Origin of the sequence: Pigmentiphaga humi (genome assembly GCF_900606115.1) — a bacterium.
Classification (GTDB): domain Bacteria; phylum Pseudomonadota; class Gammaproteobacteria; order Burkholderiales; family Burkholderiaceae_B; genus Pigmentiphaga; species Pigmentiphaga humi.
Map to the genome: position 1 here is coordinate 133,142 of NZ_UWPJ01000015.1, position 22,360 is coordinate 155,501.

The 22,360-nt window shown below is 67.7% G+C and carries 23 protein-coding genes; 11 read left to right on the plus strand and 12 right to left on the minus strand.

What is annotated here, in order from left to right:
* Position 1: 1 nt before the first annotated feature.
* Positions 2 to 1,219 (minus strand): formate-dependent phosphoribosylglycinamide formyltransferase, encoded by a 1,218-nt coding sequence (purT, locus tag PIGHUM_RS08800; protein WP_124079198.1) that lies wholly within the window; start codon positions 1,217 to 1,219, stop codon positions 2 to 4.
* A gap of 213 nt (positions 1,220 to 1,432) precedes the next feature.
* On the opposite strand from purT, the gene PIGHUM_RS08805 reads away from it, so the two are divergent.
* Positions 1,433 to 1,708 (plus strand): PsiF family protein, encoded by a 276-nt coding sequence (locus PIGHUM_RS08805; RefSeq protein ID WP_124079199.1) that lies wholly within the window; start codon positions 1,433 to 1,435, stop codon positions 1,706 to 1,708.
* A gap of 139 nt (positions 1,709 to 1,847) precedes the next feature.
* Here the strand turns inward: PIGHUM_RS08805 and PIGHUM_RS08810 are convergent, their stop codons facing one another.
* The 3 genes from PIGHUM_RS08810 to PIGHUM_RS08820 all read right to left on the minus strand — a co-directional run bounded on the left by PIGHUM_RS08810 (position 1,848) and on the right by PIGHUM_RS08820 (position 5,317).
* On the minus strand, positions 1,848 to 2,978 hold the full coding sequence (locus PIGHUM_RS08810; RefSeq protein ID WP_246013054.1) for a pyridoxal-phosphate-dependent aminotransferase family protein: 1,131 nt from the start codon (positions 2,976 to 2,978) through the stop codon (positions 1,848 to 1,850).
* Between the two features lie 352 nt (positions 2,979 to 3,330).
* Positions 3,331 to 4,191 (minus strand): archaetidylserine decarboxylase, encoded by an 861-nt coding sequence (gene asd, locus PIGHUM_RS08815; RefSeq protein ID WP_124079201.1) that lies wholly within the window; start codon positions 4,189 to 4,191, stop codon positions 3,331 to 3,333.
* 106 nt (positions 4,192 to 4,297) lie between these two features.
* Positions 4,298 to 5,317 carry a LacI family DNA-binding transcriptional regulator gene (locus PIGHUM_RS08820; RefSeq protein WP_124079202.1) on the minus strand — a complete coding sequence of 340 codons (1,020 nt, stop codon included), beginning with the start codon at positions 5,315 to 5,317 and terminating at the stop codon, positions 4,298 to 4,300.
* Between the two features lie 111 nt (positions 5,318 to 5,428).
* On the opposite strand from PIGHUM_RS08820, the gene PIGHUM_RS08825 reads away from it, so the two are divergent.
* The 6 genes from PIGHUM_RS08825 to PIGHUM_RS08850 are packed head-to-tail and all read left to right on the plus strand — an operon-like array spanning position 5,429 to position 10,435.
* On the plus strand, positions 5,429 to 6,298 hold the full coding sequence (locus PIGHUM_RS08825) for a dioxygenase family protein (RefSeq protein WP_124079203.1): 870 nt from the start codon (positions 5,429 to 5,431) through the stop codon (positions 6,296 to 6,298).
* A gap of 33 nt (positions 6,299 to 6,331) precedes the next feature.
* Positions 6,332 to 7,102, plus strand: coding sequence for an SDR family NAD(P)-dependent oxidoreductase (locus tag PIGHUM_RS08830; RefSeq protein WP_124079204.1), 771 nt, complete (start codon positions 6,332 to 6,334; stop codon positions 7,100 to 7,102).
* Positions 7,099 to 7,986, plus strand: coding sequence for a beta-keto acid cleavage family enzyme (locus tag PIGHUM_RS08835; protein WP_124079205.1), 888 nt, complete (start codon positions 7,099 to 7,101; stop codon positions 7,984 to 7,986). Before PIGHUM_RS08830 ends, PIGHUM_RS08835 begins: the two co-directional genes overlap by 4 nt.
* 22 nt (positions 7,987 to 8,008) lie before the next feature.
* On the plus strand, positions 8,009 to 9,028 hold the full coding sequence (locus PIGHUM_RS08840; protein WP_246013047.1) for a quinone oxidoreductase family protein: 1,020 nt from the start codon (positions 8,009 to 8,011) through the stop codon (positions 9,026 to 9,028).
* Positions 9,025 to 9,387, plus strand: a complete 363-nt coding sequence (locus PIGHUM_RS08845) for a cupin domain-containing protein (protein WP_124079206.1) — start codon at positions 9,025 to 9,027, stop codon at positions 9,385 to 9,387. The genes PIGHUM_RS08840 and PIGHUM_RS08845 overlap by 4 nt, the downstream gene beginning before the upstream one ends.
* A gap of 55 nt (positions 9,388 to 9,442) precedes the next feature.
* Complete coding sequence (locus PIGHUM_RS08850; RefSeq protein ID WP_124079207.1) at positions 9,443 to 10,435, plus strand: Bug family tripartite tricarboxylate transporter substrate binding protein; 993 nt, start codon at positions 9,443 to 9,445, stop codon at positions 10,433 to 10,435.
* Positions 10,436 to 10,526: 91 nt separating this feature from the next.
* On the opposite strand, the gene PIGHUM_RS08855 is transcribed toward PIGHUM_RS08850, so the two are convergent.
* A complete protein-coding gene (locus tag PIGHUM_RS08855; RefSeq protein ID WP_124079208.1) occupies positions 10,527 to 11,489 on the minus strand; it encodes a Bug family tripartite tricarboxylate transporter substrate binding protein in 963 nt (320 codons plus the stop codon).
* 264 nt (positions 11,490 to 11,753) lie between these two features.
* On the opposite strand from PIGHUM_RS08855, the gene PIGHUM_RS08860 reads away from it, so the two are divergent.
* From PIGHUM_RS08860 to PIGHUM_RS08870, 3 genes are read left to right on the plus strand one after another with little or no spacing between them, the layout of a single operon-like run.
* Positions 11,754 to 12,335 carry a LemA family protein gene (locus tag PIGHUM_RS08860; RefSeq protein ID WP_187697768.1) on the plus strand — a complete coding sequence of 194 codons (582 nt, stop codon included), beginning with the start codon at positions 11,754 to 11,756 and terminating at the stop codon, positions 12,333 to 12,335.
* On the plus strand, positions 12,335 to 13,186 hold the full coding sequence (locus PIGHUM_RS08865; RefSeq protein ID WP_124079210.1) for a TPM domain-containing protein: 852 nt from the start codon (positions 12,335 to 12,337) through the stop codon (positions 13,184 to 13,186). The genes PIGHUM_RS08860 and PIGHUM_RS08865 overlap by 1 nt, the downstream gene beginning before the upstream one ends.
* Before the next feature lie 2 nt (positions 13,187 to 13,188).
* Entirely contained in the window at positions 13,189 to 13,683 is a 495-nt protein-coding gene (locus PIGHUM_RS08870; RefSeq protein WP_124079211.1) for a TPM domain-containing protein, read from the plus strand.
* Between the two features lie 46 nt (positions 13,684 to 13,729).
* Here the strand turns inward: PIGHUM_RS08870 and PIGHUM_RS08875 are convergent, their stop codons facing one another.
* From PIGHUM_RS08875 to PIGHUM_RS08885, 3 genes are all read right to left on the minus strand, one after another.
* Positions 13,730 to 14,569 carry a universal stress protein gene (locus PIGHUM_RS08875; RefSeq protein ID WP_124079212.1) on the minus strand — a complete coding sequence of 280 codons (840 nt, stop codon included), beginning with the start codon at positions 14,567 to 14,569 and terminating at the stop codon, positions 13,730 to 13,732.
* A gap of 234 nt (positions 14,570 to 14,803) precedes the next feature.
* Positions 14,804 to 16,069, minus strand: coding sequence for an MFS transporter (locus tag PIGHUM_RS08880; RefSeq protein WP_124079213.1), 1,266 nt, complete (start codon positions 16,067 to 16,069; stop codon positions 14,804 to 14,806).
* A 99-nt stretch (positions 16,070 to 16,168) separates the two neighbouring features.
* On the minus strand, positions 16,169 to 17,173 hold the full coding sequence (locus PIGHUM_RS08885) for a site-specific integrase (RefSeq protein ID WP_124079276.1): 1,005 nt from the start codon (positions 17,171 to 17,173) through the stop codon (positions 16,169 to 16,171).
* Positions 17,174 to 17,459: 286 nt separating this feature from the next.
* Here PIGHUM_RS08885 and PIGHUM_RS08890 point away from each other — a divergent pair, with 286 nt between their 5' ends.
* Complete coding sequence (locus PIGHUM_RS08890) at positions 17,460 to 18,506, plus strand: DNA-binding protein (RefSeq protein ID WP_124079214.1); 1,047 nt, start codon at positions 17,460 to 17,462, stop codon at positions 18,504 to 18,506.
* A 40-nt stretch (positions 18,507 to 18,546) separates the two neighbouring features.
* On the opposite strand, the gene PIGHUM_RS08895 is transcribed toward PIGHUM_RS08890, so the two are convergent.
* From PIGHUM_RS08895 to cyoB, 4 genes are read right to left on the minus strand one after another with little or no spacing between them, the layout of a single operon-like run.
* Positions 18,547 to 19,314, minus strand: coding sequence for an SURF1 family protein (locus PIGHUM_RS08895; RefSeq protein WP_246013049.1), 768 nt, complete (start codon positions 19,312 to 19,314; stop codon positions 18,547 to 18,549).
* The gene (gene cyoD, locus PIGHUM_RS08900; protein WP_124079215.1) at positions 19,311 to 19,700 is read right to left on the minus strand and encodes a cytochrome o ubiquinol oxidase subunit IV; all 390 of its coding nucleotides are present in this window, start codon (positions 19,698 to 19,700) and stop codon (positions 19,311 to 19,313) included. Before cyoD ends, PIGHUM_RS08895 begins: the two co-directional genes overlap by 4 nt.
* Positions 19,697 to 20,326 carry a cytochrome o ubiquinol oxidase subunit III gene (gene cyoC, locus PIGHUM_RS08905; protein ID WP_124079216.1) on the minus strand — a complete coding sequence of 210 codons (630 nt, stop codon included), beginning with the start codon at positions 20,324 to 20,326 and terminating at the stop codon, positions 19,697 to 19,699. Before cyoC ends, cyoD begins: the two co-directional genes overlap by 4 nt.
* On the minus strand, positions 20,319 to 22,322 hold the full coding sequence (gene cyoB / locus PIGHUM_RS08910; protein ID WP_124079217.1) for a cytochrome o ubiquinol oxidase subunit I: 2,004 nt from the start codon (positions 22,320 to 22,322) through the stop codon (positions 20,319 to 20,321). The genes cyoC and cyoB overlap by 8 nt, the downstream gene beginning before the upstream one ends.
* Positions 22,323 to 22,360 lie beyond the last annotated feature (38 nt).

Consider the following 22,360-nt stretch of genomic DNA (forward strand, 5'->3'; position numbering starts at 1 on the left):
GTCAGGCCCGGCGCGGCTCGACCTGAGCGGAAACGCGTTTGGCCTTGGCGCGTGCCTCGTCCACCGTTTCCGCGGTCGCCAGCGCGACCCCCATGCGGCGCTTGGCAAAGGATTCGGGCTTGCCGAACAAACGCAGATCGGTGCCCGGCTCCGCCAGGGCCTGGGCTACGCCGTCGAACACCACCGCACCCGCTTCCATGCCGCCATAGATCACGCTGCTGGCGCCCGGCTGGCGCAGCGAGGCATCCACCGGAAGGCCCAGGAAAGCGCGCGCGTGCAACTCGAATTCGTTCTGCGCCTGGGTGATCATGGTCACCATGCCGGTGTCGTGCGGGCGCGGGCTGACTTCGGAGAACCAGACCTGCTCGCCGGCCACGAACAACTCCACCCCGAAAATGCCGTAGCCGCCCAGCTCGGCGGTCACCTTGCCGGCGATCTCGCGGGCGCGTTCCAGCGCCTTGGGCGCCATCGGATGCGGCTGCCAGCTCTCGACGTAGTCGCCATCGACCTGGACGTGCCCGATGGGCGCGCAAAAGTCGGTGCGGTCCTGGCCGTCGGCGCCGCGCGAACGCACCGTGAGCAGCGTGATTTCGTAATCGAAGCGCACGAACCCTTCGACGATGACGCGGCCGGCGCCGACCCGGCCGCCCTCCTGGGCGTAGCGCCAGGCGCGTTCGACGTCCTGCGGGCCGTCCAGTCTGGATTGCCCTTTGCCCGACGAGGACATCACGGGTTTGACGATGCAGGGGTAGCCGATATGGCTGTCTATGGCCGCGCGCAGCTCGTCCAGGCTGGCGGCGAAGCGGTAGGGCGAGGTCGGCAGGCCCAGGGTCTCGGCCGCCAGGCGGCGGATGCCTTCGCGGTTCATGGTCAGGAACGCCGCGCGGGCGGTGGGCGTGACGCGCGCCACGCCGGCAGCCTCCAGTTCCACGAGGAGGTCGGTGGCGATGGCCTCGATCTCCGGCACGACGATGTGCGGCCGTTCCTGCTCGATGACGGCCTTGAGCGCTTCCCGGTCGGTCATCGATACCGTGTGAGAGCGGTGCGCCAGTTGCTGGCCGGGTGCATGGTCGTAGCGGTCCACCGCGATCACCTCCACGCCCAGCCGCTGCAAGGCGATGATGACCTCCTTGCCGAGTTCGCCGGAACCCAGCAGCATCACGCGGATCGCGGCCGGGGAAAGCGGGGTGCCGAAGGGCAGGAAAGTAGTGGCAGTCATGGACGAAACTTCCGGGCGCGAAAACCTAGAATGATACCCAGCACTGAAATGTAGCGTGTGGAGGATTTGCAAACGACTGCCTTGCGCGCTTTGCGCTTTGCCGGAGCGCTCACATAATGGCTCGTCGTCCGATGGCCGGTTCCAGTCCCGCATGCCGTGCGGGGCCCGCGCCGGCGCCATACGGGCAGTCAGCCCGCAACCGTGGAGTTCACCATGAAAAAACTGCTTGCCGCTTCGATGACCGCATGCTTCCTTGCCGGCGCGCTTCCCGCGATCGCCGCCGAAAACTCCCAGCAGAGCCGGATGGCCACCTGCAACAAGGAAGCCGGCGACACCAAAGGCGAGGAACGCAAGGCGTTCATGAAAGAATGCCTGAGCACCAAGAAAAAGCTGACCCAGCAGGAAAAAATGACCGCCTGCAACAAGCAGGCCGCCGGCAAGAAGGGCGACGAGCGCAAGGCCTTCATGAGCCAATGCTTGAGAGGGTAGGTGGGCCCCCCCTACGCGCTTACGCGCGCCCCCCAGGGGGCGGCACTGGCGGACCGGCGAAGCCGGATCCGCGGTGCCCTGGATCGGGGAGGGTACCTCAGGTTGGGGCGAAGCGTTCTTTTGGCCGATGGTGCGGCGGCTAGGATTGGCCGCCCAGGCTGTATTCGAGGGTGGCCATGCTGGCGGGCATGTCTACCTTGGCGCCCAGGTCGCGCATGCTGGAGCCCAGGGCGTGCAGGGTGCGGAAGAGGTTGTGGGCGCGGCATTGCTCGCCCATCTGGCCGATGCGGACGATGGGCAGGCCGAAGGAGCCGGAGATCTCGACGCGGTAGCGGTCGGAGATGTGGGCGCAGAGTTCGGTGTTGGAGAGGCCGTCGGGAACGGTGATGCCGACCACGGAGTTGAGCCGCGAGGAGGGCGAGGTGAAGAGGCGCAGGCCCATGGCCTCGATGCCGTTCTGCAGCGCGAAGGACGAGCGCGAGTGGCGCGCGAAGCGCACCGGCAGGGTTTCGGCGCAGACCAGGCGCAGTGCTTCGTGCAGGGCCAGCACGCCGGAGACCGGCGCGGTGTAGTGGTAGGAGCCCTTGTGCCAGAAATTCTCGGCGAGCTTGGCATCGAGCACCCAATGGGTATTGGGCGTCTGGCGCTGGCTGATGTATTCCCAGGCGGTATTGGAGAAGGCGATCAGCGATACGCCGGGGATCGACGAGAGGCCCTTCTGGCCCCCGGTGATGACGGCGTCGATCTGCCAATCGTCCATCTGCAGCGGCATCGTGCTGAGCGTGCACACGGCGTCGACCACCACCAGGCAGCCGTGCCGCTTGGCCGCCTTGGCGATGGCGGGCAATTCACGGTTGAACACGGTATTGGAGGTTTCGCCCTGGACAATGGTGAGGACGTCGGGTTTGTGCTGCTCGATCGCGCGTTCCACCGACTCGGCCGACGCCGCCCGGTGGCCGTCCACTTCGTAGACCACCACGTCGGCGCCGAGCCGCTTGGCCATCTCCGCCATGCGCGCGCTGAAAAAACCGTTGACCACGGCCAGCATCTTGCGGCCGGGCGACACCAGGTTGCAGATCGCCATTTCCATCGCGGCTGAACCGGGACCCGCCACGCCCAGCACCCACTCCGATTTGGTCTGGAAGACGTAGCCGGCCATTTGCTTGACCTGCGAGATGATGGTCGACATGGTCGAGCCCAGGTGGTTGATGACCACCGAATTGGCATGGGCGACGACGTCGGGAATGGGCACGGGGCCGGCGCCCATCATCAGCAGCGGATCGTCCGGCAGGATATCGCTGAGCAGGCGCACGCGCGGCGGCTGCGAGAACACGAGGGAAGTCGATTCGGGCGAGGAGGCGGTGGCTACGGTTTCTTCGGCGGAGCGAAGCGAAGAGGTTGGCATGTTGGATGTGCGACGGATAAGAGAGGGTCGAGCGTTGTTACGCTAGCACGGGGCACCGGCATGGCCGCGCGGTCGGGACCGCAAGCGGATTCTCCGTCAGGTGGGGCCGGCCAGAAAGCCGGTCGGGCAGCGGGGCGGATGCGCCGGCGGCGGGGCGGCCGGCGGGGGAAGTCGCGTTGCAGGCGGACGCGCGCTCAACAGGCGCTCGTTGCCGTCATTATAGATTCACTGCGCGTCCGAGTGCCTGGCCCATGCGCAACATGCTGCGGGGGCCGATGTCCGGCACCCAGTCGGCGCGGCCCGGGCCGAACAGCAGAACCACGGTGGAGCCCAGCAGGAACCGGCCCATCTCCGCGCCTTTGCCGAGCGCCACCGCGCCCGGTTCGTGGCGCGTCGCCACCACGCGCGAGCCGTGCGGCGCGACCGGGCCGCCCCATACGGTCTCCATCGCGCCCACGATCATCGCGCCGACCAGCACGACCGCCATGGGGCCCGCGGCGGTGTCGAACAGGCAGGCCAGCCGTTCGTTGCGCGCGAACAGACGCGGCACTGAACGCGCCGTCAGCGGGTTGACGGAAAACAGCCGGCCGGGGATGTAGATGGTCTCCCGCAGTGTCCCGGCCATGGGCATGTGGACGCGATGATAGTCGCGCGGCGAGAGGTAGATGGTGGCGAAGCTGCCGTCCTGGAAAGGCTGCGCGCGTTCGGCGCCGCCGCCCAGCAGCTCCTCGGTGCTGAAGTCGTGGCCCTTGGCCTGGAATATCCGGCCGCCCCGGATCGCGCCCAACTGGCTGATCGCGCCGTCGGCCGGGCTCAGGATGGCGTCCGGGGCCGGATCGAGCGGCCTGGCGCCGGGTTTGAGGGCGCGGGTGAAAAACGCGTTGAAGTGCTCGTAGTCCGCTGCGTCCGGCCGCTCGGCTTCGCCCATGTCCACGCCGTACTGGCGGATGAAGCGGGTAATGGCCGCATTCTTGACGCTGGGAACGCGGCAGTGCGCCAGGCGGCCGAAAAAGCTGGAAATCAGTGCCTGGGGCGCCAGGTACTGGCTGGCGATGAATAGCTGGTCTTTGATGGACATGTGCGGGCCTCGCTCGGGGGAGGCGGTTTTCTCAGGGGCGCCTGGATATTACAGGCAAGGGGCGGCCGGGGCGAATCCCGGGGCCGACGGGCAGACTCCGCGCGCCTCAGGCGGGCGGGGCGGACGAGCCCCGCACCACCAGCTCCGGGCGCAGCACCACCGTGGACGTCGTGCCCGGCACGCCGCGCAGGCTGTCGAGCAGCAGGCGCGCAGCCCGGTAGCCCATCTCGTAGTGCAGGATGCGCACCGTGGTCAAGGCCGGGAAGACGCGATCCATCAGCGGCATGTCGTTGTGGCCGACGACCGATACGTCGTCCGGTACGCACCTGCCCTGGGCCTGCAGCGCCTGGATGGCGCCGAGCGCGAGCAGGTCGTTGGCCGCGACCACGGCGCTGAAAGACGCGCCCGCGTCCAGCAGCCTCCGGGCGCCGTCCTCGCCGGCCTCGAACGAGTAGGCCGTGCACTCGGCATGTCCGGCCGCCTGCAGGCCGTGCGCGGCGAGCGCCTGTTCGAAGCCGGCCTTGCGCAGCGCGCCGGTGGACAGCCCGAGCGGGCCGGACAAATGGGCGATACGCCGGTGGCCCTGCGCCACCAGGTGATCGACCGCCAGCTTCATGCCCAGGATGTCGTCGCTGACCACGGAGGGCAGCAGGCCGTCCTCGTCGCGCCGGTTCACCAGGACGACCTTGGCCTGGTCCTGGCTGAGCCGCCGCACCAGCGGGTCGCGCAGGCTGGAGGTCGCGACGATCAGGCCTTCCACGCGCTGCGCCAGCATGCGGTCGGCGGCCTCGTCGGGCGATTGTTCATGGCCGGTGTCGGCCACCATCACGAAAAACCCCTCGGCCGCCAGCGCCTGCTCGATGCCGCGCAGGATGGGCGGGAACACGGGGTTGGTGATATCGGGCAGCAGCACGCCCACGGTGCCCGAGCGGCCGGTGCGCAGCGCAGACGCCGCACGATTGACACGGTAGTTCAGCGCGCGCGCGGCAGCTTCCACCCGGCGCACGACTTCGGGACTGATCATGTGGCGCCGCGCTGGGTCGAGCGCGCGCGACGCCGTGGTCTTGTGGACCTGGGCATGCAGGGCGATGTCGTCGAGGGTGGCGGCTGGGGAACGCTTGGGCATGGACCCAATGATATCGCCATGCGGCCAGGACGGCCTCGGGAAATCTCGTAGTTGACATGGCACGTCTCGCCGTTAAACTTAATGCAATCGATAGCATTGCGGATAAGAACGATGTTGCCAAGTACCCCGGAATCCCTATTGCCGATAGTCGTGCAATCGATGTCGAAAACGCCGGACGCGCGCCTGAAGGAATTGCTGACCAGCCTGGTGCGCCATCTACACGCCTTCGTGCTGGAAACCAGGCTTACCGAGGCGGAGTTCGAATACGCGCTCGGCTATGTCAACGCCATCGGACAGGCCACCTGCGATACCAAGAACGAGGCGGTGCTGGTCGCCGACCTGCTCGGCGTCTCGTCGCTGGTGGCCTTGCTCAACAATGCCGACAGCCATGGCGAATCCGACGCCGCGCTGCTCGGCCCGTTCTGGCGCGCCAATTCGCTGGCCATGCCGCCCGGGGCGTCCATCGCCAGCGCCGACACGCCCGGGCTGCCGCTGGAAGGCAGCGGCACCGTGCGCGATGCGGCCGGCCGGCCGCTGGCGGGCGTCACGGTGGACATCTGGCATGCCTCGCCCTGCGGCCTCTACGAGAACCAGGACCAGACTCAGCCCGACATGAACCTGCGCGGCCGCTTCCAGACCGACGAGCAGGGCCGTTTCCAGTTCCGTTCGGTGCGGCCGGCGGGCTACCCGGTGCCGGTGGACGGGCCCGGCGGCGTGCTGCTGCGGGCCCAGGCCCGCCACGAATTCCGCCCGGCCCATCTGCACTTCATGTGCTCCAAGCCCGGCTACAAGGTGCTGATCACCCAGGTCTACGCCGATGACTCCGAGTACCTGCACAGCGACCCGACCTTCGGCGTGACGCGGCGCCTGGTCGGCCAATACAAGGTGGAGCAGCGTCCCGGCGGCGCGGTCGCCGTGTTCGACCACGATTTCACGCTGCTCGAAGGCGAGATGGTCTTCCCCCATCCTCCGATTCCCTGACCCTTACCGATTTTGTTCGAAGGATATTCATCGATGACCCAACCCACCTCTTTCGCGCCGCAGGACAGCCTGGCCGGCCGCGTCGCCGTGATCGCCGGCGGCACCGGGGCGATCGGCCTGGCGACCGCGCGCAGGCTGGCCGCGCTGGGCGCGCGCTGCGTGCTGCTGCACCGCGGCGATTCCGCCCGCGCCCGCGCGCTGCTGGCCGAACTTCCCGGCGCGGGCCATGCCGAAGTCACTGCTTCCATCACCGACAGCGGCACGCTGCGCGCCGCCGCCGAGCAGGTGCGGGCCCAGTTCGGTACCTGCCACATCCTGGTCAATAGCGCGGGCACCACCAGGCCGGTGCCGGCGGGCGACCTGGAGGCGCTGACGGACGAACTGATCGACGACATCCTGCGCGTCAATTTCCGCGGGGTGTTCGCCACCATCCGAGCCTTCGCGCCGCTGCTCAAGGAAAGCGGCGACGGCCTGATCGTGACCGTCTCGTCCATCGCCGGCTTTACCGGCGTCGGCAGCAACCTCGCATACGTCGCGGCGAAGGCCGGCGTCGACATCGTCGGCGATGCGCTGGCCAAGGCGCTGGCGCCGCAAGTGCGGGTATTGTCGGTCAGCCCCGGCGTGGTCGAGTCGACCTTCGTGCCCGGACGCGGCGCCGATTTCAACGCCAAGACCGCGGCGACCACGCCGCTGGGCCGGATCGGCTCGCCCGACGACATCGCCGCGGCCATCCAGGCCTGCGCGACCACGTTGCGCTTTGCCACCGGCACGCGCCTGGTCGTGGACGGAGGACGCCACCTGTGAGCCAGCCCACCGTCATCACCTGCGCCATTACCGGCAACCTGACCAAGCCGGAACAGACGCCGCACCTGCCCATCACGCCGGAGCAGATCGCCCGTTCGGCGCTGGAGGCCGCGCGCGCCGGCGCGGCCCAGGTCCACATCCACGTGCGCGATCCGCAGACTGGCCGGCCTTCCATGGAGGTCGCGCTGTACGACGAGGTCATGCGCCGTATACGCGCCGAGAACCGCGAGGTCATCATCAACCTGACCACCGGCCCGGGCGGCCGCTTCGTGCCCAGCGCCGACGATCCGCGCGTGGCCGCACCGGGCACGACGCTGCTGCCCCCCGAAAAACGCGTGCAGCACATCGCGCAACTGCGGCCGGACGTCTGCTCGCTGGACTTGAACACCATGAACTCCGGCGGCGAGGTCGTGATCAACACACCGCGCAACGTACGCGTCATGGCCGGGATCATCCGCGAGGCCGGCGTGCGTCCTGAACTGGAGATCTTCGACAGCGGCGACATCCACCTGGCGCGCGACCTCATCGCCGACGGCACGCTGGAAGGGCCGGGCATGTGGACCTTCGTCAGCGGGGTGAAGTATGGCTTCGACGCCACGCCCGAGACCCTGTTGTACGCGCGCGGCCTGCTGCCCGCCGGGGCCTTCTGGTCGGCCTTCGGCATCGGCCGGCACGAGTTTCCCATGCTGGCCGCGGCCTTCGTTTCCGGCGGCCACGTGCGGGTCGGGCTGGAGGACAACATCTACCTGTCGCGCGGCGTGCTCGCGCCCAGCAATGCCGCGCTGGTCGAACGCGCGGCGCGCATCCTCCAGGACCTGGGCGGCACGGTCGCGACCGCATCCGAAGCAAGGGAAATGTTGGGACTCCCTTCCGCGCGCCCATAAACAGAAAGGAAACGCAGCAACCATGTCTACAGTGATGCAGGAAGTCCAGGCGGGCAGCGCGGTGCGTGTGCTGGCCAAGGCGGAGTCGGCGGCGGCGCTGGCGCCGGCGATCGGGAAGGCGCCGCCGCCTTCGTTGGAAGCGGGACGCGCGCTGGTGCGCGTGGAGAGCGCAGCGGTCAATCCGAGTGACGTGAAGGCGGCGCTGGGCTTGATGCCTCAGGCCGTCTGGCCGCGCACGCCGGGCCGCGATTTCGCGGGCACGGTGGTGGCCGGACCGCAGGAGTGGGTGGGCCGGCGCGTCTGGGGCTCGGGCGGCGACCTGGGCATCACGCGCGACGGTTCGCATGCCACCTGGCTCAGCCTGCCGCAGGCCGCCCTGCAAGAGATGCCGGAAAAACTGGGTTTCGATGAAGCGGGATCGATCGGCGTCCCGTTCGTGACCGCGTACGAAGGCTACCGGCGCAGCGGCATGCCCCGGCCGGGCCAGGTGGTCGCCGTCATGGGCGCCAACGGCAAGGTCGGGCAGGCCGCCGTGCAGCTCGCCGCCCAGGCCGGCGCCCGGGTGATCGCAGTACAGCGGCGCCCCGGACCGTATGCGGGCCATGCCTGCGCGCCCGTGGAGGTGATCGACGCCAGCCGCGAGGACGTCGCGGCAAGGCTGCGCGAACTGACCGGCGGGCGCGGCGTGGACCTGGTCTACAACACCGTGGGCAGTCCGTACTTCCAGGCCGCCAACCAGGCCATGGCCAAGCGCGCCACGCAGATATTCATCTCCACCGTCGAGCGGCCGGTGCCGTTCGACATCTTCACCTTCTACCGCGGCATGCACACCTATGTGGGCGTGGATTCGCTGGCCATGGATTGCATCGAGGCCGCGGCTCACCTGCGCGAACTGCGCGCGGGTTTCGAGCAGGGCGCGCTGCGCGCCTTTCCCATCGAAAAAGAGGCGGTCTATCCCTTGTCCGACGCCCTGGCCGCCTACCGGGCGGTGATCGGCGGAACCGACCTGCGCGTGGTGCTGCGGCCGCAGGAGGCCTCATGAACGTGACCCGTTTCGAACAGGCGCCGGTATACGAGGCCCCCAACCACTTCGACATGCGCTGCGTGCGCCTCCAGGGGCGCGAGGCAGGGCCGGCCGAGCAGCTCTGGCTGGGCGTTTCCACGATAGAACCGGGCGGCCATACCTCGCTGGATGCCTCGCCGATGGAGAAGCACTACGTCGTGCTCGACGGCGAACTGACCGTCGTGGCCGAACTGGACGGCCGGCGCGAGGAGTCCACGCTGCGCCGCCTGGATTCGTGCCGCCTCGCTCCCGGCGAGAAGCGGCAACTGGTCAACCGCGGCGCCCAGCGGGCGTCCGTCCTGCTGGCCATGCCTTTCGCGCCGCCGGCTCCGCGTTGAGGCTGCCGCCGCGCTGCCCTTGTTCCATCCGATAAATAACGAGAGGAGACACACCATGAACATCCATCGCCAGCCCCGCCGCGCTGTCCTGCGCGCCATTGCCGCCGCCGGCCTGTTCGCCGGGGCCAGCCTCGCGCACGCCCAGGGCGACTGGCCCCAGGCCGGCCCGATCCGCTTCATCGTCCCGTTCACCGCGGGCAGCGGCACCGACGTGGTCGCGCGCTCGCTCGCCGACAAGCTCGGCCCCATCCTGGGCGCCCAGATCGTGGTCGAGAACAAGCCCGGGGCGGGCGGCACGCTGGGTGCCGCCCAGGTGGCCAAGTCGCAGCCCGACGGCTACACCTTGCTGATCCACAGCTCGGGCCACCTGGTCAACCCGGCGATCTATCCCAACCTGTCGTACGACACGCTCAAGGATTTCGAAGGCATCACGCCGCTGGCGAGCCTGCCCAACGTGCTGGTGGTCTCGCCCTCGGCCGGCTACAAGAACTTGGCGGACCTCGTGGACAAGGCCAAGGCACAGCCGGGCAAGCTGTTCTACGCGTCGGCGGGCAATGGCTCGGCGACCCACATGAATGCCGAGCAATTCCGCGTCGCCGCCAATATCGAGGCGGTGCACGTGCCGTTCCGCGGCACGCCCGAGGCCATCACCGAAACCATTGCCGGCCGCACCACGTGGTTCTTCGCGCCGCTGGTCTCGGCCCTGCCCATGATCAAGGACGGCAAGCTGCAGGCGCTGGCCGTGGGCACCGCCAGCCGCGCGGCCGCACTGCCCGACGTACCCTCGATGAGCGACTCCGGCCTGCCGGCCGCCGCCTATACCTTCTGGGTGGGATTGTTCGCGCCGGCCAAGACGCCGCAGCCGGTCCTGGACAAAATCCATGCGGGCGTCATGAAGGTGCTGGAGATGCCGGACATCAAGACGCGCCTGGGGGGCCTGGGTGCGACGCCGATGCCGATGGCGCAAAAAGACTTCCAGAAGTACCTGCAGGACGAAACGCGCTCGTCCGCGCAATTGGTGAAGGCGGCGGGCATACGCATCGAGTGAGGCGCCGGATGCGGGAACGGCCGCATCGGCGGCCGTTCTTCATACATGCGTCGCGCCGGGCCATTGCGGCTCGGCGCGCCTGCCGGGATGCTCAGTCGAGCATGGGCAGGTTGGCCTCCTTGGCCAGCTTGCGCAGCGACTCCTGGCCGTCGATCATGAACTTGGCGAAGTCCTTGCCCACGATCATGTTGAGCTGAGAGCCCATCTGGTCGAATTGCTCGGCCATCCCGGGCTTGGACAGTTCGGTCTTCAGCACGTCGGTGATCTTGGCGATGACCTCGGGCGGGGTGTTGGCGGGAGCGAACAGGCCGAGCCAGGTCGAAAATTGCAGCTTGGGATAACCCAGTTCCACCGTGGTCGGCACGTCGGGCAGGGTGGGCCAGCGCTTGGAACCCATCACCGCCAGCGGATGCACGCGGCCGGCCTTGGCGTTGGGGGCAACGCTGCCCGGAGAGTCGAACATGGCCTGGACCTGGCCGCCGATCAGGTCGTTCATGGCCGGCGCCGCGCCGCGATAGGGCACGTGCAGCATCGTCGCACCCACGCCGTTGGCGAACAGTTCGCCGGCCAGGTGATAGCCGGTGCCGTTGCCGGACGAGGCATAGCTGGTGCCGGGATGCGCCTTCGCGTAGGCGATGAATTCCTTGAGGTCCTTGACCGGCAGCGAGCTTGTGGTCACCACCACGTGCGGCGACACGGTCACCGTCATGATGGGGGTGAAGTCCTTGTTGGCGTCATAAGGCACGTTCTTGCGCAGCACCGGCGCCACCAGGTGGGTGGACGACGAGGTCAGCAGCAGCGTGTAGCCGTCGGCCGGGGCATTGGCCACGAAAGAGGTGCCGATCGCGCCGCCCGCGCCCGTCTTGTTCTCGACGACGGCGGGCTGGCCCAGGTTCTGCTGCAGCTTTTGCGCGAGCAGGCGGGCCACCGTGTCGGTGTTGGTCCCGGGAGGGAAGGGGTTGATGATGCGGATGGGGCGCTCGGGATACGCCGCGTGCGCGGAAGACAGGGCCATGGTGCCCAGGATGAGGGCAGCCGCGAGAGTTCGATACATAGGTGAAACAACCTTGAGAGGAGAAGGAAAAACCGTATTTTTGTCATTGCCGCGATGGTGGCGCGATTATAGAAAATCCGGCCAGATGGCGTGTTGCGGCTCATCCTCAGAAATCTCCACGCGGCGCGGAAAGCTGTTTTCCGCGGGGCAGGCCCGCACGGCGATGCGCTATGCTTGCCATCATCATGGCCGCACGGCCGGTGCGCTTTCGCGCATGACTTCCGGGAGAAGAACTTGAAACGCCTGATCACCGTCTTTCTCGCCATGCTCGCGCTCAGCCTGTCCGGTTGCGGCTACAACAACATCCAGAGCGCCGACGAACAGGTCAAGGCCAGTTGGTCGGAAGTGCTGAACCAGTACCAGCGCCGCGCCGACCTCATTCCCAACCTGGTCAACACCGTCAAAGGCTACGCCAGCCACGAGCAGGACACGCTGATCGCGGTCACCAACGCCCGTGCGCAGGCAACCGGCATCAACGCCACCCCGGAATTGGTCAACGACCCCGAAGCCTTCGCCAGGTTCGACGCCGCGCAGCAGCAGTTGAGCGGCGCGCTGTCGCGGCTGATGGTGGTGGTGGAACGCTATCCGGATCTCAAGGCCAACGAGAACTTCCGCGACCTCCAGGCGCAGCTCGAAGGCACCGAGAACCGTATTACCGTCGCCCGCAACCGCTACATCAAGGCGGTGCAGGACTACAACGTGATCGTGCGCTCGTTCCCGAGCAACCTCACCGCCAAGGTGTTCGGCTACCCGCCCAAGGCCAACTTCTCCGTGGCCAACGAAAGCGCCATCTCCACGCCGCCGACGGTCGATTTCGGCAACAACAAGCCCGCGGGCGCTCGCTGATGGCCAGCGGACGCGCATCCGGCCGCCTGGCGCGCTGCGTGTCCGCCTGGCTGGGCGGGCTGTTCCTGGCGCTGGCGGCGCAGGCCTGGGCGGCCAGCGACGGGCTGGTCGCGGTGCCGCCTTTCCAGGGGCTGGTCACCGATCTCACGGGCACGCTGACCGCCCCGCAGCAGGCCGGCCTGGAGCAGAAACTGCGCGCCTTCGAGGAACGCAAGGGCAGCCAGGTGGCCGTGCTGGTGGTACCCACCACCAAGCCCGAGAGCGTCGAACAATACGCCCTGCGGGTGGCCGAAACGTGGAAAGCGGGACGCAAGAACATCGATGACGGTGTGCTGTTCCTGGTGGCCAAGGACGACCGGCGCATGCGGATCGAAGTAGGCTACGGCCTGGAGGGCGTGCTCACCGATGCCGCTTCGCGCCGCATCCTGGACGAGATCGTTACGCCGCGGTTCGAGGCGGGCGACTATTACGGCGGCATCGAGCAGGGCGCCGACCGCATCGTCCGCCTGATCGACGGCGAACCCTTGCCCGAACCCGCGCGCCGCGCAGCCGGCAGCAGAGGGGAAGACAATGAAGGCCTTTTCGCCGTGCTGCTCATCATCGTGGTCGCGGGCGGCAGCCTGCTGCGTCGCATGCTGGGCAGGCTGCCGGGCGCGCTGGTCACGGGAGGCGTGGTCGGCGGCGTCGCCTGGCTGCTTTCCGGCACGCTGGCGATCGCCGCGGTAGGCGCGGCGCTGGCCTTTTTCTTCACGCTGGCCGGCGGCGGCCTGCTGGGGCTGGCGGGCGGAGGATCCATTCGCGGTGGGCGCCGCGGCGGTTTTGGCGGCGGCGGCGCGTCCGGACGGTGGTGAAGATGGCGTTCAAACGATACCTCAGACATCTGTTCACGACCCGAGGCACCGTCGCGCGGGCTTTTCCGCCGGCCACGCTCGAAGCCATCGAGCAGGCCATCCGTTCGCTGGAAGCCAGCCACGATGGCGAGATCTGCTTCATCGCCGAAGGCGGGCTCGATTTCGGGCTGCTCTGGCGGCAGCAGTCGCCCCGCGAGCGGGCGCTCGAATTGTTCACGCTGCAACGGATCTGGGATACCGAACACAACAACGGCATCCTGCTCTATGTGCAAATGGCCGACCATGCTGTCGAGATCGTCTGCGACCGCGGCATCCATGCCTGCACCGACGCCGGGCAATGGGAATCCATCTGCCATGCCGTCGAGGCATCGTTCCGGCGCGGCCGCTACGAACAAGGCGTGCTCAACGGCATCGCGGCGCTGGCCCAGACGCTGGCCCGCCACTATCCGGGCCGGCCGCGCAGCAACCAGCTGCCGGACAAGCCGCGACTGATCTAGGCACGCCCGCGGCCCCGGCCGAACTGCTCGCCGGGGCCTGCCTTCTTCAGTGGGCGAACAGCACCGGCACCGTCATGCTTTCCATGATGGTGCGGGTCGTGCCGCCCAGCATGGCTTGCTGCAGGCGGCTATGGCCGTACGCGCCCATGACGATCAAGTCGCAGTCGTGGTCCGCGGCGGCGTTCAGGATGCAATTCCCGATACCGATGCCGCTGCTGTCGCGGGTGATTTCCTGCGGGATCGGGTAGCGCTTGCTTGCGCAATAGGCCAGGAAGTCCGCCCGCCTGGTCTGCGCGATTGCTTCGGGTTCATTGGGCGGATCGATGCGCAGCGCGACCATGTCGGTGGCTTCTTGCAGCAGCGGCGCGGCATCGGCCAGCGCCCGGGCGGATTCGCGCTGGCCATCCCAGCAGACCAGCGCGCGCCGGCCTATCGTGACCAGCTCGCCGACGGACGGCAGCATCAGCATCGGCCGGCCCGCGCCGAGCATGACCGAGGCCAGCAGCGAAGGCATCTGGGTGGGGCCGGGCTCATCGCCGTTCGGCTGGCTCGTGACGAGCACGTCGCAATAGCGGACCTGCTCGCACAGGATTTCCTCGGGCAGTCCTTCGCCCGAACGCCACTGGACGGCTACGCCGGTTTCCCCGGCGACCTCGCGCAGCATGGCTTCGCTGGCGACGAGGTCTTCCCGCTGCTTTTGGCGCAGCAGGTCGTTGACGTCGTCGGAAACGAAGAAGCCCTTGTAGACATAAGGAGGAGGACGGCGGAAGCTGGCGTGGATGCCGACCAGCGTGGCATCGTGCGCGGCTGCGAGCAGGGCGGCGGCGCGAACGCGTCGCCTGCAGGCCTTGTCCAGATCCAGGTGAACTGCGATGCGTCCCAGCATATGCGCCTCCTGTCAGGTGAATGGCTATGGCAGCCCGGGATGTCCCATGGTAGTCCCGACGGCCGCCCGCGGGTTTGATCTGGCTCAAACAGACGGCAGAGATACCGCTTCGGCCAGTGCACTCCTATGGTGCGCCTGTCCGCGGCACTTGGAAAGGTCCGGACCGGCATCCGGCCGACCGCGGGACGATGCGGGCAGTCCCGCTCCTGGTCCGGAGGCGGCAGGGCAGAAGGTTCAGGACGCCGTGTCGCGGCGGGTCTGGATCACTGCATTGGCAAGGGCCAGCGCCAGCAATACCGCCACCATGCCGATGAACAGGCCCCAGCCTGCCAGGTCCAGCGCATAGCCGACCCCCATGCCGATCAGGGCCGAGCCGCAGTAATAGCCGAACAGGTACAGCGAGGTCGCCTGGGCGCGGCCCTGGCGCGCCAGTCGCGCGACCCAGGTGCTGCAGATGGAGTGGGCGCCGAAGAAGCCGAAGGTCAGGATGGCCATGCCAAGCACCACCAGCCACAGGCTGGCGGACAGCGTCAGCAGCGTACCGGCCAGTTGCAGCAGCACGCCTGCCGTCATGACGCGGCCGCGCCCGTGGCGCGCGGCCAGATCGCCCATCCAGGCCGAACTGAATATACCCGCCAGGTAGACGATGGATACCATGCCGACGACGGCGTGGCCAAGAAAGAACGGGGCGCCCAGCAGGCGAAAACCGATGTAGTTGTAGACCGCCACGAACCCGCCCATGATCAGGAAGCCCTGGGCGAACAGGCGCAGCATGGCGGGATTGCAGAGATGGATGCGGAAATTGCCGAGCGCACCACGCACATTCAGCGGACGAGGCTGGAAATTGCGCGACGGGGGCAGCATTCTCCAGAACAGCGCCGTCCCGGCAAAGCCGATCAGCCCGATGGTCAGCGCGGCGCCCTGCCAGCCATGGTATTCGGCGATGACGCCCGCGAGCAGGCGGCCGGACATGCCGCCGATGGCAGAACCGCCGATATAGAGCCCCATCGCCAGGCCCGCGGCGCGCGGCTCGATTTCCTCGCCTACGTAGGCCATGGCCACCGCCGGCAGGCCGCTGAGCGTGACGCCCATCAGCGTGCGCATGACCAGCAGCGACGGCCATTGCGGGAACAGCACCATGGCCGTGGTCAGGGCGGCGGAGCTCAGCAGCGAGGCCGCCATCAGCGGCCGCCGGCCCAGGCGCTCGGACACCATGCTGACCGCCAGCATGGCTACCGCCAGGACGGCGGTGGTCAGCGATATCGCCAGGCTGCTGCCGGCCGGCGACAGACCGAAATCCTCGGCGAACAAGGGCAGCAAGGGCTGGACGAAATACAGCAGCGAGAAAGTCGAGAATCCCGATGCGAACAACGCCACCACGGCGCGCCAGAATGCGGGAGTGCCGCGGCCGATCTGCCGGGGCGTTGCCGCCGCGCGGGCCGCGGCGGGCGGTAAAGCGGAGGCGGGCGCGGAATCGGGAGGCGGGACGGCAGGAGGCATGGCCAGAACTCGGTATCGAAGACGCCAATTTAATACATGCCCGCCATGGCGGCCGGCCTCGGGTTGCCCGCGCCTGGCCGCCTGCGGGGGGCCATCTGCTTACCGGCCGGGACTCGGATCCGGGCAGCCGTCCAGCAGGCGCGCCGCCTTGGACGATAAAGCCGCACCGGCGCGGTGGTAGCCAACCACGCTCGCCACGCTGGCATGGCCCGTCATCGCCATGATCTCGCCCAGCGCCAATCCCTGGCGGCCGGCCTCGGTCACGAATCCCGAACGCAGGCTGTGAGCGCCGTAGTCGCCCTCCAGACCAGCCTGCGCCGCCCGCTTGCGCACGATGTGCCGGACCGACTCGGGTCCCAGCCCCTCGGCAACGACGCCGCCGCGCCGCACCCGCCGGAAAATCGGGCCTTCCTGGATGCCCGCGGCGGCGAGCCAGGCATCCAGTGCCTGCGCAGCCCGCCCGACGATGGGCTTGTGGTTGTCGGCGCGTTCGGCGCCTTGCTGGTTGGTCTTGGAATGGCCGAGCGTGTAGAGGAAACCGTCGCCGCTGCGGCGCGTATTTTCCATCGTGGCGCGTACGACTTCCGAGCGCCGGCGTCCGCCGCTGGCCCAGGCGAAGAGCAGCAGGGCGCGGTCGCGCAAACCGGTGAGCGTGTCGTCGCAAGTGGCCAGCAAGCGCTCCAGCGGCTCGCGCGTGAGCGCGTCCTTGCGGGCAGGCTGCTCGCCACGGCGGGCATAGGCGCTGCGCACCCGCGACAGTACGGTCTGCACGGCCTGCGTGCGGCACGGATTGGGCAGCCCTCGTAGCTCGTGCGCTTCCGACAGCACCGCCAGCCGGTGGCGCACGGTGGCAAGCTTGAAAGAGCCCGCCGCGCGCTTGACCCGCGCAGCGACCAGCGCGGCATCGACGTCGGGCGGCAGGTCATAGGCAATGCCGGAAGGCGCCGCATGGCCGACGTGATCGGCGATGAACTGCAAAACCGCCGCCGCAGGCAAGGGCAGGACCAGCGGCGCCCCCAGCCGCAGCGCGTGCCATGCCGCCCAATACCGGATGGCGGCCCGGTAGGACGCCTGCGTATGCCGGGAACTGCCTTCACGCAGCAAGGCGCGGATGGAGTCCGCGCTCGCGCCGGAAATGTCCACGGCTTCCCCTGGCAGGACGGCGGAATCGGGAGCGTCGCCAAACGGCACGATTTTCATAGCTTTCTATCCATGAAATTGACTACGAGAGTCTTTTATGTATCATATATTATGTATTACGTAGTAAATATTACGCATATATGAAATTACATCGGATAACTTTTAATTATCCAATGTAATTTGCCAACAACCCGGCCGCATTGGAAAAAACCGTCGCGTGGCTTGGTCAGCGGGAGCCCAGGAGAAGTGGATGGCTGTGGGAATACAGGAAATCGACGTGTGGACGGCTGCGGACTCGCTGCTCCGGAAGGGCGAACAGCCGACCATAGAGCGCGTGCGGCTGCACCTGGGCCGGGGGTCGCCGAATACGGTCGGCCCACATTTGAAGGCCTGGTTCCGTTCACTAGGGGAGCGGCTGGCTGGGCAGCCGGGCGCATCGCAGCCGCCGGGACCGGTGGCCGAGGCGGCAAACCAGCTCTGGCGCGTCGCCATGGACGCCGCGCGCGGCCACGCCGAGGCCGTGCTCGCAAGCGAGCGGGCCCGGCTCCAGGACTGGGCTGCTGAGCTGGATGCCCGAGCCCGGGAAGTGGAACAGGAGGCGGACAGGCAAGCGGCCCGCGCGGCGGGACTCGAGTCAGCGCTGCAAGGGGCGCAGGCCCAGGCCAGAAGCGCCGAAGAGCGGCTGCGTGGCCTGGAAGCGCAGTTGGGCGAGCGCGAAACCCGGCTGGAGTCCTTGCGCGGCCAGGTCGCGGCCCAACAGAAGGCATGGCAGGACCAGGCCGGCGAACTCGAGCGCATGCGCCGGACCCACGACGCCGCGCTGCTGCAGTCGCAGGAACGCCATGCGGCGCACGAACGGCGCTGGCTCGGCGAACTGGACGGCTTGCGCCAGGCGCTGAAGAAGTCGCAGGAAGACCAGGCGCATCTGCGCGAGGAAGCCGAACGCGAGCGCGAGCGGCAGCGCCTGGCCCGCGACGCATGGCAGGAGGAAAAACTCGCCTACGAACGCGCCGCCGCAGCGGCGGGCCATGCGCTGGAAACCGCCAGGGTCCAGCGCGAAGCCAGCGCCGAGGCGCAGGCGCGCACGCAGGCGGATATCGAACGGCAAGGGCGGGACTGGCGCGCACGGCACGAGGAATGGCTGGCGCAAGGCGCGGCCAAGGACAGGCAGATCGAGGCTTTGACCCGGGCGTTGCAGGAACAGGCCGGGCGGGACGGCGCGGGCGAGACCGGCAGGAGGCGGGCGAAATCGCCTGGCAAATCGGCGGCGCGGGACCCGGGAAAGGGCGGCGCCTGAGCCCGGAGGCGGCTATGCGAGGCGCTGGGCCGCCCGGCTCTCAGTCGTGATCGTCCGCGCGGCTTTCCACGCGCACGACGATGGCCACGCAAAGAATCACCATGGCGGCCATGGCGAACCAGGTGAGCGCATAGGACAGGTGGTTGTTGGGAAAATCGAGCACGGTCAGCCCGGGAACCGGGGCCACGGCGGGATCCGGCGCGGCGGCCCCGGTCTTTTCCGCATCGATGAAGTAGGGCGCCGCCTCGGCCAGTCCGCGCTTGGCGGCGATGGCCTGGGTGTCGCGCGAGTACCAGAGATCCTGGGACGGATCGTTGTGGCGGAAGAAGCGGAAATCCGGCTCGGACATCCGCAGCAGGCCCGGCACCACGGCCTCGCCGGCCGGCTCTGCCTTGTCCTGGCGCTTGCGCCAGGCGGGAAGCACGAAGCCCCGGTTGATCAGCACCGTGCCGCCGCCGCGCATCTGCATGGGCGTCATGACCCAGTACCCGCTGCCGTAATCGGTCGCGGCCTGGACCAGGGTTTCCTGGTCGTAGCGCAGTATGCCGGTAGCGGCGACGTTGCGGTATTCGTCGCCGTCGCGGCTCAGCGACGGCCATTGCGCGGGGCCGGGAGCCTCTGTGGCGGGCCGGTGGACGCGCTGCTCGACCTGCGAGATCAGCTCCAGCTTCCAGGCGCGGCGCTGCATCTGCCAGACGCCCAGCGAGCAGAATCCCGCGACCAGGATGGCCGCCAACGCGATCAGGAAGAAAAACCTCGCCGCATTGCGCGGCCTGGAGGGTACTTGCTTGGCGGAAGAAGGGTTCAAGGCCTGTTTCGCATGTCGACCGGCGACATGGGCATCATGTTGTGATCCAGGTGGTACATGATCCAGATGGAGCCGCTGAGCGTGATGACCACCAGCACCAGCGTGAACACGATGGCAAGCACGTTCCACCCTTCCTCGGCCCGGAAGTCGAGGTGCAGAAAGTATACGACATGCACCACGATCTGGACGGCGGCGATGGCCAGGATCACCAGGCTGGTGATGCGGGAGCTGGAGAAGGCTTCGCCCATGACGATGATGAAGGGAATGGCGGTCAGGATGACCGCGAAGATGAAGCCCAGCAGGTAGCCGTGCAGCGAAGCATGGGCCAGGGGATCGTCTTCCCCGTGGTGCTGGCCGTGGTGGTTGGAGACGCTCGGCGAACTCATGACAGGACCCCCATCAGGTAGACCACGGTAAAGACGCCGATCCAGATCACGTCGAGGAAGTGCCAGAACATCGACAGGCACATCAACCGGCGCTTGTTCGCGATGGTCAGGCCGTGCATGCCGATCTGCGCCATCAGCACCGCCAGCCAGACGATGCCGAAAGTCACGTGCAGTCCGTGCGTGCCGACCAGCGTGAAAAACGACGACAGGAACGCGCTGCGCTGGGGGCCGGCGCCCTCGTGGATCAGGTGGGCGAATTCATAGAGTTCCAGCGCCAGGAAGCCCGCGCCTAGCAGGCCGGTGACGGCCAGCCATCCCTGCACCGATCCGGTCCGACCCTTGCGGCCTTGCAGCAGCGCGAATCCGTAAGTGATCGAAGAAAACAGCAGCAGCGCGGTGTTGACCGCCACCAGGGGCAGGTCGAACAGGTCTGCGCCGGTCGGGCCGCCGTCGTAGCTGCGGCCCAGGACCCCATACGTGGCGAACAGGCACGCGAAGACGAGGCAATCGCTCATCAGGTACACCCAGAAACCGAGCAGGGTGCCGTTCTTCACATGGTGTTCGCTCGCGAGGTAGAACTGCCGACCGGCGTCGGCTTGCACGGTGGAGGCGGAGAGTTCAGGCATGGCTGGCCAGCAGTTGGGTGCGTTCGGCTTCGCAGCGGGCGACGGTGTCGGCCGGCACGTAGTAGTCGCGGTGGTAGTTGAAGGCATGGACGATGGTGACGGCGATCAGCGCGGCGAAGGCCAGGCCGGCCAGCAGCCACATGTACCAGATCAGCGCGAAGCCCAGCACCAGCGAGATGCCGCCGAGCACGATGCCGGCCCAGGTGTTGGCGGGCATGTGGATGGGAATGAAGCCGCCCTGCGGCCGGACGTAGCCCAGCTGCTTCATGTGCCACCAGGCATCGCGGTCGTGCACGACCGGGGTGAAGGCGAAGTTGTAGACCGGCGGCGGCGACGAGGTCGACCACTCGAGGTTGCGGCCGTCCCATGGGTCGCCGGTGGTGTCGCGCAGCGACTCGCGCCTGCGGAAGCTCACGACCAGCTGGATCAGGAAGCAGGCGATGCCGGCGGCGATCAGCAGGGCGCCCACGGCGGCGAGCTGGAACCAGATCTGCAGGGAGGGGTCCTGGAAGTGGCTCATCCGGCGCGTGACGCCCAGCAGCCCGAGCACGTAGAGCGGCATGAACGCGAGGTAGAAGCCGACCAGCCAGAGCCAGAACGACCATTTGCCCCAGAACGGATCCAGCCGGTATCCGAAAGCCTTGGGGAACCAGTAGGTGATGCCGGCCAGCAGGCCGAACAGCACGCCGCCGATGATGACGTTGTGGAAGTGCGCGACCAGGAACAGGCTGTTGTGCAGCGCGAAGTCGGCGGGCGGCACGGCCAGCAGCACGCCGGTCATGCCGCCGATAACGAAGGTCACCATGAAGCCGACCGTCCACAGCATCGGCACCTCGAAGCGGATGCGCCCGCGGTACATGGTGAACAGCCAGTTGAACACCTTCGCTCCCGTCGGGATCGAGATGATCATCGTGGTGATGCCGAAGAAGGAGTTGACGCTGGCCCCCGATCCCATCGTGAAGAAATGGTGCAGCCAGACGAGGTAGGACAGCACGGTAATGACGACCGTGGCATAGACCATGGAGGCATAGCCGAACAGCCGCTTGCGGCAGAAGGTCGGCACGACCTCGGAGAAGATGCCGAAGGCGGGCAGCACGAGGATGTAGACCTCGGGGTGGCCCCAGATCCAGATCAGATTGATGTACATCATCGCGTTGCCGCCGCCGTCCGCCGTGAAGAAGTTGGTGCCGAGGTAGCGGTCGAGCGACAGCAGCGCCAGCACCGCGGTCAGCACCGGGAAGGCGGCGATGATCAGGATGTTGGTGCAAAGCGAGGTCCAGGTGAAGATCGGCATGCGCATCATGTGCATGCCCGGGGCGCGCATCTTGACGATGGTAACGAGCAGGTTGATGCCGGACAGCAGCGTGCCCACCCCGGCTATCTGCAATGCCCAGATGTAGTAGTCCACCCCCACGTCGGGACTGTGCAGGATGCCCGAAAGCGGCGGGTAGGCCAGCCAGCCCGTGCGGGCGAACTCGCCGACGAACAGCGACATCATGACCAGCACCGCGCCCGCGGTGGTCATCCAGAAGCTGAAGTTGTTCAGGAAAGGAAAGGCGACGTCGCGCGCGCCGATCTGCAGCGGCACGATGTAGTTCATCAGGCCGGTGACCAGGGGCATGGCCACGAAGAAGATCATGATCACGCCGTGCGCGGTGAAGATCTGATCGTAGTGGTGCGGCGGCAGATAGCCCAGGTTGTCGCCGAAGGCGATGGCCTGCTGCGCCCGCATCATCAGCGCGTCGGCAAAGCCGCGCAGCAGCATGATCAATCCCAGCACCACGTACATGATCCCGATCTTCTTGTGGTCGATGCTGGTGAACCATTCGCGCCACAGATAGCCCCACAGGCGGTAATAGGTGAGGACGCCGACCAGGGCGAGCCCGCCCAGCAGGACCGCGATGAACGTGATCAGGAGGATGGGCTCGTGGTACGGGATGGCTTCCCAGCTCAGGCGTCCGAACAAGAGGCTGTCGGTGGCGAGATGATCGGGCATTTGGCGTTCCTGCAAGATTCGTCGGGCGTGGACTCGGG